The organism is Odoribacter sp. (genome assembly GCF_985060555.1).
Window position 1 is genome coordinate 1 of record NZ_CFKYFN010000038.1, and the last position, 19,483, is coordinate 19,483.

Genomic DNA, 19,483 nt, shown 5'->3' on the forward strand with positions numbered 1-19,483 from the left:
AAAAGGCAAAATACCCCCTTGTAGAATCGGATATTTGATTTCAGTCTCCAATAGGGATACGAATAAATCGAGGGTGCCAAATACTTTTTGGACACCCTCCGGCTATTCATTAGCCCGAAATCCCAAGTCAATAGTTGAAAGAAAGCAGCCGGTTGAATGTATAATAGTTGTACACACGGCTTGGGAGGCCTGTTGGAGTATCCGGTCTGCTTTCAAACAGTAGCCTGATAATTGTATATATGTTGAGTGGATTGAGAAAAACGCGGAGCTGCCTTTAAAACAACAAAGCGTGGAACTTAACTCAATCTGGCAAGAACCACTGACAATGGTTAGGAACAGAAAGAGCAAGCTCACGCTTAGGTATCATTGATATACGAACCTCCTACGTGAGCGTTGCTACAATCGTTCTGATTTCCTATTTAAAAATTGTCAGTTTTCTTGCTTTCAGAACGCGTAATAGTAACGCATCAACATTTTGTTGACAGATACCTCTTGTATCTGTTTTACAAAGGAAAAGAAAAAATTGAAGATAAACAAGTGAATAATGATTTTTTATTAAAATTAAAAAATGTAAGTTTATTCGTCGTTACTAATTCGTCTTCGGTGACCGGTTTGCCGGGACTCACTTTGTTCCTGTTGAGAGAACCTGAAGTTCGGGGTACAACTTTTAAAACCTAAATAGAATTAGTGCGTAAGGTACTTAAAATTACTTCTTGCTTGTTTAAGGTTTATAAACCTTTTTTATTATCTTTGTTGAAAAAGAGAACCTTATGTCTATGCTAAAATTAGAATCTTTTTTCTTCTTTTCTTTCTTCCTGTTTCTTGCCGGGTGCGGAAATCAGAGTAAACCGGTTTCGGTTGAACAGGAAATAATAACTCCCTTGAGTGCAGGAAATGCGGTGGACGACCTGTTGCCGTATATCGATTCGGTTGAAGTTGTTCCTTTGGAGACTACCGGGAAAGCGTTGATCGGACTGGTGGGAAAAATACTGCTTTTGCCTAACGGAAATGTACTGATTAAAAGTACTGCCAGCATGTTCATGTTCAGTCCTGAAGGAAAGTTTTTATTTCAAATCGGAAAGAATGGCCGTGGCCCCGAAGAATACCTTACTATCGATGATGTATGCCTCAGCCAGGATGCCCGGGAATTATGGATTTTGGGAGGATGTGAGATCGTGAAATATAGTACGGAGACCGGACGGTTTATCCGGAAAACGACACTGGAGCTTCCAGAGATATGTAATGGCTTCGATGCGATAGCGAGTGGACCCGGTCATTCGGCTTTTTTGTATTATTGCCCGCAAATGGACGAGAATAATTTTTCGGAAGATTTCTATTGTTTGTATCGTTATGACGAACAGGGGCGAATCCTGCAAAAATTTCTGCCTCGTAAAGACTATGGCCTGAATATAGCTCTGATAACCCAGACTAGCGATAATCGATATATTCTCCGGCCTCAGGATAGTGATAATATCTGTTATTATCTTTCGGATAGTTTGCCGGTACCCCGGGTGAAAATCGATTTTGGGAAAGAGACGATAAAAAACCGGTATTCATCGGATCTGCAAACTTATCTCCGTTCTGATTATTATAAAATGCCGGTCTATATTTACGATACCCGGGATTACTTCTATTTCTCGTATTGCGGACCTGAGGCAACCGATTGTTATTGTATCCACTCTTTTAAAAATAGCAAAACGATTACCTGGGAGAGAAAAGGAGATGATGCCGACGGGATGTTCATGATTGTGGGGGCCGATAAAGACTTTTTTTATGGTATCTATAACGATTACCGGGACTGGGATGAAATCTTACTGAATCGGCAGGATCTTTTAAAAAGAGCTATTATTCAGAAAACTCATCTCCGGATCCCGGAAGATAGCAACCCTCTGTTGGTAAAAGTAAAGTTTAAGTTTTAAGAGACTTTACCTTACTTTCCATTCCAATATTCCGGCTGATTTGCCTTCCTGTAACTGGGCGGTTAATCTCAGAGCTTTGGTTCTGACGGGCTGGAAGTGGACTGTACAATATTTATCTTTAGCGATTTCGTAAGGATCGGTATTTTTTACCGGCAGCCATTTCTCGCCGGCTTTGTATTCGAGACGCCAGGAGACCGGGAGTTGGAAATCGATATCGTAATGTCCTAATTCCAACCAATATACGGATGCTTCGGTGAGAGTCATCGGTTGGTCCCATTCGTATTGAGCCCATTCTTCTGTGCCAAAGCATTGCCACCAATTGTGAAACTGCATCGATTTATCCGCCGAATTGCGGGGTTCGAACCGGTCGTTCAAACCGTATCCTCCGTAAGGGATCGAAACAGAAGCCTGTGCTTGTGAAGCCAGGGTTTCTGTGCGGCGTGGAATGCTGGCCTCGCGGGTATAAGGGATCCATACATTCATTTCGTTGGCTCCGCGGTTGTCCCAGGCATAATAAGGAATGGCCGTCACGGAGGTTGGCAGAGTCGTATGGCCGTCGGAAAGTAAATGATATCCCTGGCCTTTTAGGGTCATGACACCGTGAAGCAGATCGGGCTTAAACTCCGGACTGAACGGAGTATCTTCCTCTGTAAACAGATCCAAAGCGTAACCGTCATGATCGCTGGCTTCGACACAATATACTATCGGACCGTATATTAGAGCATATTTGTTACGATCGTCGATAACTTGTGGGTCGGCGATCACTTTTCTGACTTGCATCGGTAAATTCAGGACGATTTGATCGTTACCCTTCCAGTCGCCTCGGAGAAGGGCATAACCGTTCCGGACTTCCGGTTTTACCGTTTTTCCGTTCAGGCTGATGGTATAACTTGTTGTATCTTTGTCGAGATAGGTATATAGGGTGCCGGGAAGAGGTTGCTGTTGTACCCAACCGGGAATACGCAAAGCCAGAGTAAACGAAGAAGCAGGAGAGTGATCCAAAGTCAGCTTGATCCTGCCTTCCCAGGGATAACGGGTTTCCTGTTTGATACGGACTGATTGGCCGTCCAGAGTCATTTGACCTTCGTTGCCTATGTATAGATTGACGAAAAGAGTATTCCCTCGGACGGCATACACATAACCCGGAATGGACGGCATAAAGCGGGTGATATTGGAAGGACAACAGGAACAACCGAACCATTCGCTCCGGTCATGACTACCGTCCGACATCAAAGGATTGTCGTAAAAATAACGTTTCCCATCGAGAGAGACTCCCGAAATGACTCCATTGTATAAGGCACGTTCGAGCACATCGTAATATTTCGATTCCCCGGTTAGTAAAAACAGACGGTAGTTCCAGTAGACATTGGAGATAGAGGCACAAGTTTCACAATAGGAAGTCATGTTCGGAAGTTCGTAATTTTCCCCGAATCCTTCTCCCCAGGCTCTGGCTCCGATACCTCCTGTGATATATAATTTCCGGTCGGTGATATTGTTCCATAGCCGTTTTGAAGCTTCGATGAATCCTTGATCCTGGCACAAGGCGGCGACATCTGCGACACCCGAATACAGGTAACCGAACCGCACGGCGTGTCCTACAGCCTCGTCTTGTTCCTTGATCGGTTTGTGGTCCTGGCTATACGGACTGGCAGGGCGCCCATCGGAGAGACGTCCCGCTTCCTCACAAAAATACTTCGCTTTTTCCAGGTATTTGGGATTACCGGTCACCCGGTACATTTTAACAAGCCCCATCTCGACAATGGGATGCCCCGAGGGCTGATGGATCTGTCCTGAATCTGTTCCGAAAACCTGACATACCAGGTCGGCATTCTTTATCGCGACGTCAAGTAAATGACGTTTACCGGTAGCATAATAATGAGCCGTGGCGGCTTCGTATAAATGTCCGCAGTTGTAAAGTTCGTGGCTATTGACTTTCTCCCAGCGACGGCTGCCCATCCAGCGCTGAAGGCGGTCACAACGATTGGTACGGCAAGTGTAAAGATAACCGTCCGGTTCCTGGGCTGCTGCTATCAGGTGGATGACACTGTCGAGATAATGGTCGAGCTGTGGGTCGTATTGCACTGCCAGCACGTAGGAAGCTCCTTCGACTACTTTGTAAATGTCGGTGTCGTCAAAGGGAAAATCTCCCTGGTGTTCTCCGGTTTTCAGACCTGCGGCAAGAGCGAAATTGTCCAGGCGGCCGTTGATTTCACATTGGTGAAAAGCCGTCGGGATGGATACTTCGCGATTTATACTCAGTTTAGGACTCCAAAAAGAATCCGCTAAATGGACTTGGGTGAAATTTACGGGTTGGATCGGATAATCGGTCACTTTTTTTTGACAAGCCACGAAATTCAGCATTCCGCAGAGTATAGATATGAATATTATTTCCCTCATAATTGTTCGGTTTACCTCTGCAAAAATAGAATAGGGGTAGGAAAACAAATATCAGAAATGTACGTTTTCATATCAATATTGTCCGGTAAGGAGAATTTTTTTGACAAAGGCAGAAAAAAATCGGCGCGACTTGCGGTTGCTGACCGGCACATTGCTGAGCGGGTGTGCCGGGTGTGCTTACCTCCTGTCGTACCAGGAGTCCCGCTTCGTTAGTTTCAGGTCTTTCAACAGACTGGAACGGACGTTGATCTGGAAATTGTAGGACTGGTGAGTGCCGAAGGGAATACAGGAAAAGGTCATTTCCCAGCAATGCAGGTCGCGGGTGAGGTTGAAACTGGTAGCCGTCACTTCTTTCTGCTGGAAGTCATAACCGGTGCTGTAGCCTATCTTCCATTTCGGGGTCAGGGAAAAGTTGCCGTTGATACGCACCATCTGCGAAATGGTATTGCTGCTCAAAGGTTTTTTGGCTCCGGGAGCGGTATTGCGCGAATAATTCTTCGAATAACTGAACGTATAGTCCAGACTGATACTCCAGGGAACATCGAAATCCATATATTCATCATAATGACCGTTCAGTCTATCGTTCTTTTCCTCTTTGTTTTTCCCGTTGTCCGAAGAGAATTGTATGCCCGAAGAAGCCGATACGCGGGTCAGACGTCCGATGCCTCCATTGTACCTGTTGATTCTGACGGCATTGGCATTGATGGCATAAGGGTCTAACGTTCCGGTCAGGTTAATGTTGACTTTTTCATTGAATACTTTGGTCCGGGCCGATAACTGAATCACCGACCAGCGCATAGAATCGGCAAAGAAATTATAACTGGATTGTAAACGAAAGCTCTCCAATAGTTTTATTTTCTTATACTCTTCCTTGCCGGTGGTATCTTTGTCGTTCCGGACTTTCATTTCCAGGTTGTTGTCGAGGCTCAGGCTCAGGCTCCCCGATTCTTCGGCACCGGAAGGGGTTCCGTATAACTTGTTGTCGAATATAGAATATTCCTGATCGTTACCTTGTGAATCTGTGTAAGTTTTCCAGTATTTACTTTTAGGTACACCGATTTTAGGGGTATACGATACGCTGGCACTGGGGCGGATGACATGCCGGATGGCAAAAATTTTGCTAGTCGGTAAGAATTGATACATACCGTAAATCGTCGGGTTGTAAGAAAGAGACAGACTTGCGTTGTAATTGTGGGCGTAATGCAGGCCATATACCGTATCGACAGGGATATAACCCCCTCCCGGCATCGTAGAATCGGCTACCCAGTCGCCTTTACGGATCGAACTTAGATAGGCTACACCGTTATAAGTGAACGAGGGAGAAAGGGATAGGTCTTTTACAATATTGATGCTGGTACTCAATGGAATAGAATGTTTAAAACCATTTTGCCAGTCCCGGGCCATATTCTGGAAAGATTTTCCCAGTTCGGATTCCTTGGTCTGAATACTGTTACGTAACTCTGCATTGTAGGTAAAACCGATATTCTCATACCATTTTAATTTACCTGCACGTTCTTTACGCCGAAAAGGATATACCTGGGATACCCGGAAGTTCAGGTTCGGAAAAGAAAGTGAGATCGAGGAGTCACGGCTGTTCTGGTTGTGGGTAAAACTGGCTGTGATATTGAACGGACGGTCGGGCCACTTTTTGCTCCAGGAAATACTGGATTGTTTACGTTGGTTGGCTATATCATTGATATTGTTGGCGTTATAATAGTTGTTTGTTGCAGAAGACATATCTACCGAAGCAGAAAATGTCGTATAAGGGTTGGCTTTGGGATCTTGGGAATGTTGCCAGCGGATGGACCAGTCTTTGGACTGGGTATAGTCCGGAGTTCCTTTTTCACTGGTATGGTTCCGGCTCATCGAGAAATCGAAATTACCGCTGAATTTATACCTTTTTCTGTAATTCGAACCTACGTTGAGGCCCCACGACCCATTGGTATAGATCGTACCGGTAACCGTGAGGTCTACATAATCGTTGATAAACCAGTAGTAACCTCCGTCCCGCAAGTTGAATCCCCGCATACGTTCTTCACCGTAAGTAGGCATAGTAATTCCCGAGGTTCCTTTTTTGGTGATCGGGAAGAATCCGAACGGGATAGCCAGAGGGAGAGGTACATCTTCGATGTAAAGATTGGCAAATCCCGAAACGACCTTTTTGTCCCGGATCATTTTGGCCTTGCTCAACCGTACGTAGAAGTGCGGATGATCGTGTTTGTCACAAGTGGTATACCAGCCGTCTTTGATACAATATACCGAATCCGACATTTTCTTGGTCAGCTTTCCCTGGACGTAACCTTCGCCTTGTTGGGTGATGATCTCTTTGACAAATCCTTTTTCTGTCTTGAAATTATATTTGAGATCCAGACTTTCGAATTCCTGGCTACCGTCCTTGAATTTGGGTTTGCCGACGATCGTACCGCTACTGTCAGGAAGACCGGAAGCATAAGCCAGGCTGTTTTCCATATCTAATTCGATGTAGTCGGCTTTTAATTCCGTCGTCAGATATTTGACAAAGGCATTTTTATATAAGAAAGTTTTTTTATTGGGAACATCCAGAATGATCGAATCGGCTGCATTGTATTCTACTACATCTTTAAAAAGAGGTTTCTCTGTTTTCGTACTATCCGTTTGGAGTGTATCGGATTGTACCTGTAGAGAATCCGACACAGTCGGACGGGGAGTCGAATCGGTTGCAACTCCGATATTGACTATTGCAAGTAGAGAATCCGACACAGTTGGACGGGGAGCCATTAAAGCCGAATCGGCAGCAGATAAACTGTCTCTGACCGATGCCGGACGTTTGACCGGGTGGTGGACTTCTTTAATCACCGGCCCGGGAGTTTTATCTTGAACCGTCGAATCTGGTTGTGCTGATTCTTGCTGCTTTCCCGCTGCTGTCTTTTCTTGCGTTTCGCTGGCGGCAATATCTTTCCGGGCATGTGAAGACCGTGATGCTACGGAACATGCTGCCATCATAAAAATGATGCAAATCGTAAGAAATTGAAGTATATTTGCTCTTAGTTGCAATTTATTATACTATTTTTGTGATGAATAAACGCATTCCGGTCCTTGGATTCGGTTTGCAAATGTAAGAAATATTGATTGTTAATAGCTAGCATTCTTTTTAAAAAGTTTTAAATATCATGATAATTCGATACGGACTTACCGGAATATTGTTTTGGTTACTGGTAATATTTTCCGCATATGAATCTATGGCTCAGAAAGAATCGGGAAAAATCAAATGTATTTGTATTGATGCCGGTCATGGTGGATTTGCTAATAAAGAAGGCGATCCCGGGGCAATCGGTGCCCTTACTCAGGAAAAACACCTCACTTTGGGAATTGCTTTAAAGCTTGGAAAGATGATCTCGGAACGCTATCCGGATATTCGGGTGGTGTATACCCGGACGAAAGACGTGCCTGTAGAGCTGAATAAACGGGGCAAGATCGCCAACGACTGTAAAGCCGATCTTTTTATTTCTATTCATATCAATTCCTGTAAAACTCCTTCTGTGCGGGGACTGGAGACTTATGTGCTGGGATCTACCCGAAACAAGGAAAATCTGGAAGTGGCGATGAAAGAAAACGCTGTAATCAGGCATGAAAAGGATTATGAAAAGAATTATGCCGGATTCGATCCGACAAGTCCCGAGTCTTATATTATTTTTAGTTTGATGCAGAATATCCATCAGGAAAAAAGCCTGGAACTGGCCGGTGCCGTACAAGAAGAGATGGTCAAAGCGACCAATCATAAAGACCGGGGGGTCAGACAAGCCGGTTATCTGGTACTGAAAGATGCAACAATGCCTGCCATCCTTGTCGAATCGGGTTTTATCTCTAACCGGGAAGATGAGAAATTTTTAATGTCGCAGGCCGGACAAACGAAGATCGCTACTGCTATTTTTAAAGGAATTGAAACTTATAAACGACAAGTAGAGAAAAAAAGTAGCGTGAACCGCTCCGGACAACCCGGACCGGTAGTGGCATCGGATGGAAATCAGCCCGTAAAGGCTGCAGAAGTACAAAAAACGCAAGTTGCCGAATCCGGAAAAAACGAATTGTTTTATGCTATTCAGGTGGCTTCTGTTCCTTCGAAAGTCAAAACTCCTGCAAAGCTTTGTACAGGCGAGAAGGTGGAGGAAATAAATTCCGGAGGACGCTATCGTTATTATGTGGCTAAGGATAAGGAATTAGATGTAGTGAAGAAAAAACTTTCTTCCGTAAAGCGTAAAGTGAAAGATTGTTTCATCATTGCGATATATAATAATAAAGTAATTACTGTGGCAGAAGCCAGAAAATTGGAGTCGGAAAAATAAAAAGTAGTAAGATATAAGATGTTATGGGAATGAAGGTTAAAAGAGAAGTGAAACTGGCATTAACAGCAATTGTTGCTGTTGTTATATTGATCTGGGGAATTAATTTTTTGAAAGCGAAAGCATTGTTCGACCGGAATAATGTGTTTTATGGTATTTATGACCGGGTGGATGGATTGAAAGTTTCCAGTAGTGTAATCTATCGGGGATATAGTGTCGGACAGGTCAGTGCCATACAGTTTACCGGTGAACGGTACGATAAGGTATTGGTACAGTTTACCGTGGGAAAAAAATTGCAGATATCTTCCAATACCATTGCTGCTATCCGTAGCGCCGACTTGATGGGCTCGAAAGCCATCAACCTCATCCCCGGAGATGCAACGACTTATGCCCAGAGCGGGGATACCTTGAGAACGGAATTGGAATTGGGTATCATGGAACAACTGAACAAACAATTGGAACCCTTGAAGAAGAAAGCCGAGACGGTAATGGTCTCTTTGGATACGGTATTGGTGGCTTTGCAGGAGATTTTTAGTGAAGATGCCAATGGAAATATCCGGGGGTCCTTGAAAAGTGTCAGCCGCACACTGGATAACGTAGAGCATGCTTCCGGTACTTTGAACGATTTGCTGGCCAACGAGTCCTCCCGGATTTCTAAAATTCTCGAGAATATCAATAGCATAACCGGAAACCTGGAAAACAGTAATGCGAATATAACCCGTAGCCTGGATAATATTACCGGGATCAGCGATTCGCTTAAAGCGGTTAATCTGGCTAATACCGTTCGTTATTTGAATAGTGTTTTGGCACAGACCGATTCCATTGTCATGAAGATCAACCGGGGGAAAGGTACACTAGGGGGAGTGGTGAATGACCGTGATTTGTATTATAATCTGACGGCAGTGAGTGAAAATCTCAATAAATTACTGACCGAATTCCGGCAAAATCCAAAACGCTTTGTGAATCTATCTTTGTTCGACTTTTCTTCCGGTAAATCGACCCAGGATACTTATGGGATCGTGATTGCGGAATCGGAGGAACCCTTGGCCTTGGATTCCGAATTATACCGGAAATATCCCGATTTAAGGGAAATGCGTAAAAACGGGAAATATCTTTATTTGATCCAAACTTATAAGAATTTGAAACAAGCGGAGAAAGATCTGAAAGATGTTAATAAAATCTTTAAACAATCATTTATTGTTAAAATTCAATAAAATCTTAATTTGAATCATTCTAAATAGGAGCGTTGCCGTTGTGGTGATTATTAACATAATGATGTGTATAATATGTTTATTATGTTAATATGTTGCGAGAAACTTTTCCTTTAAGCTGAAACGATTAGGTTGGGTACTCTCCTTTTTTTAACCTTTGAATGTGATAAATGGGGTATAGGTATTTTAATAAAAATAAATGATTTTGATGGAGTGTAATATATTTGTTATCAGATGGTTATATTTAATGTCTTGGTTCTTGGTTGATAAGCTTTTTTTGAATATAACCAAGTAAAATCCCATTTTTTTTATGATTTTTTTTTATGGAATTTAGCATGCTGAAAAGAGGCGGGTTGTGAAAAGTAAGAAACACCTGACTAACAATAGACTATGGAAAAGGAAGGTAAGAATATTTGGTTGAAATGTTTGTCTTTGATTCAAAAGCAAGTATTGCCTGAAAAGTTTAAGACGCTTTTTGAGCCGATACGTGCTGTTCGTTTTAAAGATGATGTACTGACAATTCAGGTTGCCAGTGCTTATGTATATGAAGTTTTGGAAGGGGAGTACATCGATATTCTGAAGAGTGCTTTGAAAGCGGTAATCGGCCCCAATGCAAAATTGGCTTATTCGGTTGTGGTGGAGAGAAGTAAACCTTCTGAGCCACTGACAACGACTTTAGCTTCTAATCCGGTAAGGAAGCCTGCAAGCAGCACGGTTTATCTGGATCAGACCGGTCACAGTACGCTGAAGAACCCGTTTGAACGGGCTTCCAATCAGATTCAGATAGATTCCCAGTTGAATCCTTCCTATACCATGGAAAGTTATATCGAAGGCAACTGTAACCGTTTGGCAAGGTCTGCCGGTATGGCTATCGCTCAGAAACCCGGAGGAACGGCTTTCAATCCTTTGTTGATCTATGGTGGTTCAGGGCTCGGAAAAACACATTTGGCACAAGCGATCGGTCTGGAAGTGAAACAGAATTTTCCGAATAAGGTCGTCTTGTACGTGTCGACCAATATCTTTCAGACTCAGTTTACAGAGGCGGTGCGTCGGAATGAAGTGAACGATTTCCTTCATTTCTATCAGTTGATCGATGTATTGATTTTGGATGATATACAAGAACTGGCCGGAAAGACCGGTACTCAAAATACTTTTTTCCATATTTTCAACCATTTGCATCAGTCCGGGAAACAGTTGATCCTGACTTGTGATAAGGCTCCGGCCGAATTGGAAGGAATGGAAGATCGTTTGCTGTCCCGTTTCCGTTGGGGATTATCGGCCGAGATCAAGGCGCCGGATTTCGATACACGTAAAGAAATCGTGTTGAACAAAGCCCGGAAAGACGGTATCGATTTTTCAGAAGAAGTGATCGAATATATCTGTAAATATGTCGATCATAATGTCCGGGAATTAGAAGGAGCGATGATTTCTTTGCTGGCTCAGTCGACTTTTAATAAGAGGGACCTGACGGTGGACGTCGTTAGAGATATCCTTGGAAAAATGGTGAAGAAACCTACGGAAGAATTGACGGTCGATAAAATCCAGGAAGTGGTTTGTGAACATTTTAATATTCCGTCGGAGCTTTTACAGACGAAAACCCGAAAACGTGAGGTGGTACAAGCCCGTCAACTGGCTATGTATTTCTGTAAAAACTATACGAAGTATTCTTTGTCGTATATCGGTAGCCAAATCGGTAAAAAAGATCATGCTACGGTCTTATACGCCTGCAAAGCGGTCACCGACCTGATCGAAACTGACCGGAATTTTAAGATCCAGGTGGAGGAGATTCAACGGAAATTGTATTGCCGGAATTAAAGCGGCATTGTTACTGAAGCCGCATTGTTCCAACCGGAATAGAAGAAGATTCGGTAAACTGAATGTTTAACTGCTGAGGTGCCCGATTGGAACGGAAAGTTTTTTAATTACTCTTCTTTGGAGGCAGTAATTGAGTCCTTTTTTGTAATTGGAATGGAAGATCTGTACCGAACCGTCGAAGTAGTAGCCGAAGGCTTATATAAAGAAAAAGGAAGTAAGTTTCTGGCCTTTGTTTACCCTGTGGCTACCGAAGAACAAATTCGGGAAATTATTGCCGGGATAAAAGAAAAGTATTACGATGCCCGGCATCATTGTTATGCCTGGCGCTTAGGAGCTGCTAAGACCCATTTCCGGATGAATGATGACGGAGAGCCTTCCTCTACAGCCGGCAAGCCGATATTCGGACAGATTCAATCTTTCGACCTGACCAATGTACTGATTGTTGTCGTGCGCTATTTCGGGGGAACCAAGCTGGGGGTATCGGGGTTGATCAATGCCTATCGTGAAGCTGCTGCCGATGCCATCCGGAATGCCGTCATCGTCGAAAAAACCGTAGATGAAATTTTGCGGATTCGGTTCAGTTACCTAGTCCTGAACGATGTCATGAAGGTGATCAAGGAGGAAAATCCCGAAGTCCTGGAACGCAACTTTGAATTATCCTGCGAAATGTTGTTGGCGATCCGCCGAAAAGAACTCCCGAAACTAATAAAACGTTTGGAGAAAATCGATTCTTTAAGTATTATCGAAGAGTAATATTTTTTTAGAAAAAAAAGCCATAAAAAATTTGCAAACTCCGATTTCCTCCCTATCTTTGCACCCGCGTTCTGAAAGAAACGACGATTCAGTAGCTCAGCCGGTAGAGCACAACACTTTTAATGTTGGGGTCCTGGGTTCGAATCCCAGCTGGATCACTCTAAGAAAAGCCAAAAGGCAGCAAAAAACGGACAACTCCTTCAATATTAAGGTATTGTAGGAGTTTTTCTTTTGATGGTATTCCTGTCAAAAGACTAAAAATAGCCACATAATACCCCTAATTTGTGGCTAATTTATGGCTATGTTTTAAGATTTAAAAAATGGCCACGTAATTACATGGAATGGCTGTTATCTGACCGATCTTGTCATGTACATAGACTATCTCATTTACAATACAATATTTAAGTTTGTTGTTAAAAATGAGATTATGAAAAGTACCTTTTCTTTATCGTTTTTTCTTAAACGAACTGTCCGCAATAAAAACGGAGAAATGCCGATTATCGGTCGTATTACTGTAAATGGGAATGCGGTGGAGTTTCGCCCTCATTTATCAATCAAATCTGAATTATGGAGTGTGGCGAAAGGGAAAGCAATAGGACGAAGTGCAGAAATTGTACAGTTAAATACAATGCTTAATTCAATACGTAAAGTTATATCAGCACATTATCAGACTTTATCTGCAGAAGATGGCTATGTGACAGCCGAAAAAATAAGGGAAGCTTACTTAGGACAGGATGAAAGGACTTTGAAAAGAGTAGCCGAAGAAAAAAGGGGGAAAACGACATTGATAGACTTTTTTGGAAAATTCAATGCTGAATATAAATTAAAAGTCGATGCAAAATTAGTAACTAAAAGAACTTATTCCCGTTATGTGCTTACTAAAGAGCGGTTAATTGATTTTATGAAGCAAAAATATAAAGTGGAGGATATTCCTTTATGTAAGATTAACATATTTTTTATAGAGGGCTTCTATCTGTATCTTCGTAAGGAGCATGAGTGTACTAACAATACATCAATGAAATTTATTCAGCGATTAAGTAAAGTCGTGGCTTCTGCAAGGGATTCTGGGATTATTCAAAATGATCCTTTCTATAAGTTTAAATTTCATTTTGATGAAGTGGATCGAGGGTATCTGACACAGGAAGAACTGGATATTATTGCAAATAAAGTATTTGTTTCTAAAAGACTGAGTCAAGTCAGAGATATATTTGTATTCAGTTGTTACACCGGATTATCTTTTGTCGATATAGATAATTTGAGAGAAGAACATATTCAGCGTTCCTTTGACGGGAATATATGGATTAAAACAAAACGACAGAAAACTCTTGTTAATTCTAATGTTCCCTTATTAGACGTACCCAAAGCAATACTGGAAAAATACAAAAATAGGCAACCAAACGGGAAATTACTTCCTGTTATCAGTAATCAGAAAATGAATGAGTATCTTGATGAAATAGCAACGCTTTGTAATATTGATAAACATATAACTTTTCATCTTGCGCGACACAACAAAATCTTTTATTGATTGAGTATCAGTGAATTAAGAACTACAAAGAATGTAACTGCTAACGATTTAGAAACGAGCTATATTCTTTTTCTTTCACAACCTTGCAATATACAAAGAACGCTTTGAATACAGGTGCAAAGGTAAATCTAATTTTTGAAAAATACGCATTATTGTATTCTTTTTGTTGTTTTTTAAGAATTACAATTGAGTAATAGTTTTCAGAATCTATCAATCAATTCAAAGCACCATCCAAATATGATTTATAATCATACAATTGCGAAATATCCTTAAATATTAGTCATTTTTAATAGGATTTCAACAGAAAAGTGCTATTTTTGTACATTGATAAATGATAGACCGAAAAAATACAGATGACAATATGGCAAACAAAGATTTAAATCGGCTAAAGCTATTACTTGTAGAAAAGAAGAAAACAGGCAAATGGCTTGCCGAACAACTTGGTAAGGACCAAACCACTATATCAAAGTGGTGTACCAATTGCAATCAGCCTGATGTTGAGAGCTTGATAAAAATATCTCGATTATTACAGGTCGAACTTTCGGATATTATTATAGTAGATAACCCCGAAGTAAAAATATAATGGCAGAGGAAAAGAACATAACAGTAAACAATGATGAACTGGTCGCAAATTGTGACCAGTTATCTTCTGTTGAAAATAGAATATTGACAATCCGTGGTGTCCAAGTTATCTTGGACAGAGACCTTGCCGACCTATATGGTGTGGAAACAAAGGTCTTAAACCAAAGTGTCAAGCGTAATATAGAACGCTTTCCTGAGCATTTCAGATTTCAGTTAAGCAAACATGAAATGGACGAACTGGTCACAAATTGTGACCGGTTCAAAAATCTCAAGCATTCTACGGTCTGCCCATTTGCATTTACAGAACAGGGTGTTGCCATGTTAGCCTCTGTTTTGAGAAGCGAAACTGCGATTCGTGTCAGCATCCGTATCATGGATGCTTTTGTGTCAATGCGCCATTTCTTAATAAACAATGCTGATGTATTCAGAAGATTGTCAACCATCGAATATCATCAGCTTGAAATGATGCAACATCAACAAGAATCAGACAAACGCATAGATGAAGTGTTCCGCAGGCTTGATGAAGGAAGTGTTCAGCCAAAGCAAGGAATATTCTATGATGGGCAAGTATATGATGCCTATACGTTTGTTTCAGACTTGGTAAAGAGTGCCAAAAGAAGCATTGTTCTGATAGACAATTATGTAGACGAAACCGTTCTTACTTTGCTGGACAAAAGAGACAATGGTATAACTGCTGACATATATACCCAACAGATTAACCAGCAATTGCGTCTTGATATCAACAGACACAACAGCCAATATCCACCTATTAATGTAAGTGTGTTCCGCAGGTCACACGACAGATTTTTGTGTATAGATGATGTCGTGTACCATATCGGTGCATCCATTAAGGACTTGGGCAAGAAATGGTTTGCCTTTGCCAAGATGGAAGTATTAACACCAACCGAATTGGTGGCAAAAATCAATGAATAACAATTGCTTCGTTAATGGAAAAGCCACGCGACTTTGACCCTTTTGGCCACGCAGGATTGTCCCCTTTGGTTACAATATGATTGCCCCTTTTGGCCAAAATCGCATTGACCACTTAGTTTACCTATTGTCATAGATTTTTTTGTGTAGATTTGAGTACCCGAGTCCTGGTGTAACGGGGACGATAATAAAATCTATACAAATGGATAAACGAATCAAAAACATTTTAAGATGTTATGCGGTCGGCATGGGAATCAAGGAAACGGCGTCCACGTTTCATACTTCCCGTAATACTGTCCGCAAGTATGTCCGCTTGTTCCTTTCAAGCGGCAAGAGCATTGAACAGCTTCTTTCCCTACCCGATGGGCAGTTGGATGAACTGTTCGGCTGTACGGAGTCCCGGCATCGGGAACCTTCTTCCAGAAGGATCGAACTGGATGCCTTGCTTCCCGGATATGTATCCCGCCTGTCACGCAAAGGCATGAGTGTCCGAAAACTGTTCAAGGAATACCATGCCGAATATCCGGACGGTTTCCGGTTGTCTTCCTTCAAACGGGCTGTCCGTCAGTACAAGTTTCACATCAAGGTCGTCGGTCATGTCGAGCACTATGCCGCAGACCAGATGTATATTGACTTTGCCGGTGATAGGCTTGAAGTCGTTGATGAAATGACAGGTGAGACGAAAAAGGCCGAGGTGTTCGTCGCCATTCTTCCGTTCAGCCATTATACCTACTGCGAGGCCGTATGGTCCCAACGCAAGGAAGACCTGATAAAGGCATGCGAGAATGCCATGCAATATTTTGAAGGCGTTCCTGCGGCTATCGTCCCCGACAATTTGAAGGCGGCCGTTACACGCAGCGACCGCAACGAGCCTGCCATCAATGATGATTTCGCCGCTTTTGCCGAACATTACGGCTGTGCGGTCTATCCTGCCCGTGTACGCCACCCCAAGGACAAGGCCTTGGTTGAAAATGCCGTAAAGCTCCTTTACCGTTCCATTTACCTTGATATGGAGGGAATGACATTCTCCAGCCTGGAGGATCTCAATACCGCTATCCGTATCTCCCTGCTTGATTTCAATGAAAAGGTGATGGCCGGACGGGAGATGTCACGCAAGAAAATGTTCCTTCAGGGAGAGAAGGACTATCTTCGACCGCTTCCCGTGAAACGTTACGTGGTGAAAGAAAGGAAGCTAATGACTGTCGGGAATAACTCTTACGTCTCGTTGTTCAAACACCATTACAGCGTTCCAAAGGAGTATGTAGGCAGGCGCATGACGATTCTCTATGATGCCGACACGGTGGAAATCTACTGTGGCATGAGCCTTGTCGCCACCCATGACCGCTGTGACATTCCTTACGCTTATTCCTGGAAAAAGGAGCACAACCTGCCGGGACACTATGGTCCCTATGACAAGGACTTGGAGGAACTCTTCCGGCGTGCCTCGGAAATAGACAATATTGTATTGAACTATCTACGGGAAGTGGAGCGTGCCATGCAATATCCACCCAAAGCGTTCAGGTCATGCCGTGGCATCCTGACCCTGGAGAAAAAATACGGTCGTGACCGTCTGGTTGCGGCTTGTGCATGTGCGGACCAGAAGTTGCAATACGGATATCAGGCCTTGCGCGAGGTGCTTGAACTGGGAGAAGATGCGGATTTCCTTCCCGATGAGGACGGGAAAGTACAGCCCAACGTGACTTCCCCGGCTCCATTGACCCACAAAAATATACGTGGACGTGAATATTACAGAAAGGACAAACAATAAAACTCATATTTATGGAAGTAAACAATAAAACAGCTCCCGTAACGGGACAACAAGACCAGAATACCATATCACTGGATTTAATGAACCGCATGAAATTGCATGGTATGGCAGAGGCTTTCAGGGAAAGTCTTGCCGGTACCACTCCGCAATCCATGACTGCGGACACGTTCCTGTCCATGCTCCTTGCACGCGAATGGGACTATCGTGCACAGGCTGCCATTGCACGGCTTACCAAGAATGCGGCATTCCGCTACAAGGCCTATATTGAACAGATTGACTATGCCACGAACCGGGGGCTGGAGCGCAACCAGATGGAACGTCTCGCCACCCTTGATTTTGTGCATAAGGCACAGAACCTTTTCATTACCGGTTCTTCAGGAACGGGGAAAAGCTATCTGGCCTGTGCCCTCGGCCACGAAGCATGCAAAAGGGGATTCCGGACCTTCTATGCCAATGCCCCGAAACTGCTCGGTGCGCTGAAAGTCGCCAAAGTCAAAGGTACACTTGAAACGGAACTCAAGAAGATTGAGCGCTGCCAACTACTCATCCTTGACGACCTGTTCATCGTACCGCTTGACGCAAAGGAGCGTCCCATACTGCTTGAAATCATCGAGGACAGGCATGAACGGAAATCCATCATCATCACATCGCAGTACCCATCCTCCAATTGGTATGACATGGTAGGTGACCCGACAATAGCCGATGCAATCCTTGATCGTATCATACATACAGCTCATACCATAGAGCTATATGGTGAAAGTATGCGAAAGTTAAGGTCTAAGAAAAACGAGAAATTTTAAAAGGGTAAAATAAAATTGACCCCCAACACCAGGACTTTAAAGGGTCAATCATATTGTAGCCAAAGGTGGGCAAATCCTGCGTGGCCAAAAGGGTCAAAGTCGCGTGGCTTTTCCATCTTGCAACACTCGCATTGTATTTTCTGTATGACACGTATATTACCGATCCGTTTCATCAAATCAATCCTTAACGGTAAAGGCAAATGTCCCAGACTGCTTTGATCGACCCACTCTTTTAATCTTTCTATTCTATCTGTTATTGTGTCTTCATCAGGATGGAGTTTCGGGAAGGTGTATTCCCGTTTGGATTTGGGGAGTCCTGCGTATAGCCGGCTATAATCAATGTAGGTGTGAGGAGAATAACGGTCGTGAAAAATCGGCAGCCGGAAGTCCGATGCTTTTATATAGGCGTTCCCGTTTCCGTCCAGGCTTATCCCAGGTTCTTGAGATAGCATCGGGGCAATGACCGGATTATCAGCATATGCTATCCGTATATATTGCTCACCATCCTTTTTTTCTTCGTACAGGACGATACTTCCATGCTGTCTATGTACCTTGTCCATATCTCTGGCAGTTAAATTATGCGCCAAAGATAAACAACATATTAAAATTTGAACGATTGTTCAGAAAAAAATATCTTTTAAATATTACTAAAAGGAATCAGGCTTTCAGTAGCGAATATAAACTATCAAATTTGTCCTTCAATTCTTCTACGTCCAGACCGTTCAGGAACGATTGCTCATAGGACATGCCCAAGAACACCTGACGGAACAGTGAGGCGGTTTTTTTCACGTCCGTATCTTGCTTTATTTCACCGTTATTCTTGGCTTTTTGTATTACCTTGCACCATAACTCATGCTCCTTTTGGAAGGTATTTTCCATTTTTTCACGGACTCCGGGGTAGTACATCCTCACTTGAGAAAGGAAATGGAAGTAGTAGAAGTTAGGACAGCAGTCATTGTTATCCACGTTGCATTCCACCAGTTTGACAATACGGTTCATGGCTGTTCTTACTCCTGCCACATACTGGTCGATAAATTCCGCAAGTGTTTCTGCCGGTTCTGCGAACTTATTGGACGGCGTCTGCATTTGTATGGCATACTTGTCTGCCACCGCCATGAACAGGTCGAGTTTGTGGGGAAAATAATACACCACCCCTGTCTTTACCACTCCGCAGGCTTTCGCCAGCGTGCTGATACTCGCCTTTTCGTAATTCATCTTCAGAAACACCTTAAATGCTTTATCTATCACTTCTTCTCGGTTGGTAATCATATCGGGTTGTATTTTTTTATGTTTTTTTGCGAAGATACGCTTTTTATTTTGAAGTTTTTGTATCGGGATGCTATTCTTTCTTGCCGGTAAGCCACTTCACGCCATCTTCTAGCCACTCGTTCCCTATTCTTTCCTTTCCCTTTGCGCCATAGCCTTTTACCTCTATTTCCGTGCCACAATTAACCTGATTACATC

14 protein-coding genes and 1 tRNA gene are annotated in these 19,483 nt (G+C 42.9%); 11 read left to right on the forward strand and 4 right to left on the reverse strand.

Going from position 1 to position 19,483, the window contains the following annotated elements; genetic code table 11:
* The first annotated feature begins 776 nt into the window (after nt 1–776).
* Nucleotides 777–1,919 carry a DUF4934 domain-containing protein gene (locus tag AC5RDS_RS05370; protein WP_191835261.1) on the forward strand — a complete coding sequence of 381 codons (1,143 nt, stop codon included), beginning with the start codon at nt 777–779 and terminating at the stop codon, nt 1,917–1,919.
* Nucleotides 1,920–1,925: 6 nt separating this feature from the next.
* Here the strand turns inward: AC5RDS_RS05370 and AC5RDS_RS05375 are convergent, their stop codons facing one another.
* Both AC5RDS_RS05375 and AC5RDS_RS05380 read right to left on the reverse strand, forming a co-directional pair.
* Complete coding sequence (locus AC5RDS_RS05375) at nt 1,926–4,316, reverse strand: glycoside hydrolase family 127 protein (RefSeq protein WP_306446131.1); 2,391 nt, start codon at nt 4,314–4,316, stop codon at nt 1,926–1,928.
* 177 nt (nt 4,317–4,493) lie between these two features.
* Nucleotides 4,494–7,298 carry a putative LPS assembly protein LptD gene (locus tag AC5RDS_RS05380; protein ID WP_494222244.1) on the reverse strand — a complete coding sequence of 935 codons (2,805 nt, stop codon included), beginning with the start codon at nt 7,296–7,298 and terminating at the stop codon, nt 4,494–4,496.
* Between the two features lie 167 nt (nt 7,299–7,465).
* Between AC5RDS_RS05380 and AC5RDS_RS05385 the strand changes: the two genes are divergently transcribed.
* From AC5RDS_RS05385 to istB, 10 genes are all read left to right on the forward strand, one after another.
* Nucleotides 7,466–8,638: an N-acetylmuramoyl-L-alanine amidase family protein gene (locus AC5RDS_RS05385; protein ID WP_013613787.1), complete on the forward strand. Its 1,173-nt coding sequence runs from the start codon at nt 7,466–7,468 to the stop codon at nt 8,636–8,638.
* Nucleotides 8,639–8,667: 29 nt separating this feature from the next.
* Nucleotides 8,668–9,849, forward strand: coding sequence for an MlaD family protein (locus tag AC5RDS_RS05390; protein WP_013613788.1), 1,182 nt, complete (start codon nt 8,668–8,670; stop codon nt 9,847–9,849).
* 387 nt (nt 9,850–10,236) lie between these two features.
* Nucleotides 10,237–11,661, forward strand: a complete 1,425-nt coding sequence (gene dnaA / locus AC5RDS_RS05395) for a chromosomal replication initiator protein DnaA (protein ID WP_013610367.1) — start codon at nt 10,237–10,239, stop codon at nt 11,659–11,661.
* Nucleotides 11,662–11,814: 153 nt separating this feature from the next.
* A complete protein-coding gene (locus AC5RDS_RS05400) occupies nt 11,815–12,414 on the forward strand; it encodes an IMPACT family protein (protein WP_118113054.1) in 600 nt (199 codons plus the stop codon).
* Between the two features lie 85 nt (nt 12,415–12,499).
* Nucleotides 12,500–12,572: transfer RNA gene (locus AC5RDS_RS05405), tRNA-Lys, on the forward strand.
* 269 nt (nt 12,573–12,841) lie between these two features.
* Entirely contained in the window at nt 12,842–13,939 is a 1,098-nt protein-coding gene (locus AC5RDS_RS05410; RefSeq protein ID WP_494222245.1) for a site-specific integrase, read from the forward strand.
* A gap of 361 nt (nt 13,940–14,300) precedes the next feature.
* Nucleotides 14,301–14,522 carry a helix-turn-helix transcriptional regulator gene (locus AC5RDS_RS05415; RefSeq protein WP_118064070.1) on the forward strand — a complete coding sequence of 74 codons (222 nt, stop codon included), beginning with the start codon at nt 14,301–14,303 and terminating at the stop codon, nt 14,520–14,522.
* On the forward strand, nt 14,522–15,454 hold the full coding sequence (locus tag AC5RDS_RS05420) for an ORF6N domain-containing protein (protein ID WP_349174885.1): 933 nt from the start codon (nt 14,522–14,524) through the stop codon (nt 15,452–15,454). Before AC5RDS_RS05415 ends, AC5RDS_RS05420 begins: the two co-directional genes overlap by 1 nt.
* Before the next feature lie 199 nt (nt 15,455–15,653).
* Nucleotides 15,654–17,219, forward strand: a complete 1,566-nt coding sequence (gene istA / locus AC5RDS_RS05425) for an IS21 family transposase (RefSeq protein ID WP_118113350.1) — start codon at nt 15,654–15,656, stop codon at nt 17,217–17,219.
* Nucleotides 17,220–17,230: 11 nt separating this feature from the next.
* A complete protein-coding gene (gene istB / locus AC5RDS_RS05430) occupies nt 17,231–18,019 on the forward strand; it encodes an IS21-like element helper ATPase IstB (protein WP_013610662.1) in 789 nt (262 codons plus the stop codon).
* A 44-nt stretch (nt 18,020–18,063) separates the two neighbouring features.
* On the opposite strand, the gene AC5RDS_RS05435 is transcribed toward istB, so the two are convergent.
* Both AC5RDS_RS05435 and AC5RDS_RS05440 read right to left on the reverse strand, forming a co-directional pair.
* On the reverse strand, nt 18,064–18,579 hold the full coding sequence (locus AC5RDS_RS05435) for an Imm5 family immunity protein (RefSeq protein ID WP_494222246.1): 516 nt from the start codon (nt 18,577–18,579) through the stop codon (nt 18,064–18,066).
* 97 nt (nt 18,580–18,676) lie between these two features.
* On the reverse strand, nt 18,677–19,288 hold the full coding sequence (locus AC5RDS_RS05440) for a TetR/AcrR family transcriptional regulator (RefSeq protein WP_494222247.1): 612 nt from the start codon (nt 19,286–19,288) through the stop codon (nt 18,677–18,679).
* Between the last annotated feature and the right edge of the window lie 195 nt (nt 19,289–19,483).

Bases quoted from the DNA above. Each gene is read 5' to 3' on its own strand.
- AC5RDS_RS05370 (WP_191835261.1), top strand. From the start codon at position 777: ATGCTAAAATTAGAATCTTTTTTCTTCTTTTCTTTCTTCCTGTTTCTT.
- AC5RDS_RS05375 (WP_306446131.1), bottom strand. From the start codon at position 4,316: ATGAGGGAAATAATATTCATATCTATACTCTGCGGAATGCTGAATTTC.
- AC5RDS_RS05380 (WP_494222244.1), bottom strand. From the start codon at position 7,298: ATGATGGCAGCATGTTCCGTAGCATCACGGTCTTCACATGCCCGGAAA.
- AC5RDS_RS05385 (WP_013613787.1), top strand. From the start codon at position 7,466: ATGATAATTCGATACGGACTTACCGGAATATTGTTTTGGTTACTGGTA.
- AC5RDS_RS05390 (WP_013613788.1), top strand. From the start codon at position 8,668: ATGAAGGTTAAAAGAGAAGTGAAACTGGCATTAACAGCAATTGTTGCT.
- dnaA (WP_013610367.1), top strand. From the start codon at position 10,237: ATGGAAAAGGAAGGTAAGAATATTTGGTTGAAATGTTTGTCTTTGATT.
- AC5RDS_RS05400 (WP_118113054.1), top strand. From the start codon at position 11,815: ATGGAAGATCTGTACCGAACCGTCGAAGTAGTAGCCGAAGGCTTATAT.
- AC5RDS_RS05410 (WP_494222245.1), top strand. From the start codon at position 12,842: ATGAAAAGTACCTTTTCTTTATCGTTTTTTCTTAAACGAACTGTCCGC.
- AC5RDS_RS05415 (WP_118064070.1), top strand. From the start codon at position 14,301: ATGGCAAACAAAGATTTAAATCGGCTAAAGCTATTACTTGTAGAAAAG.
- AC5RDS_RS05420 (WP_349174885.1), top strand. From the start codon at position 14,522: ATGGCAGAGGAAAAGAACATAACAGTAAACAATGATGAACTGGTCGCA.
- istA (WP_118113350.1), top strand. From the start codon at position 15,654: ATGGATAAACGAATCAAAAACATTTTAAGATGTTATGCGGTCGGCATG.
- istB (WP_013610662.1), top strand. From the start codon at position 17,231: ATGGAAGTAAACAATAAAACAGCTCCCGTAACGGGACAACAAGACCAG.
- AC5RDS_RS05435 (WP_494222246.1), bottom strand. From the start codon at position 18,579: ATGGACAAGGTACATAGACAGCATGGAAGTATCGTCCTGTACGAAGAA.
- AC5RDS_RS05440 (WP_494222247.1), bottom strand. From the start codon at position 19,288: ATGATTACCAACCGAGAAGAAGTGATAGATAAAGCATTTAAGGTGTTT.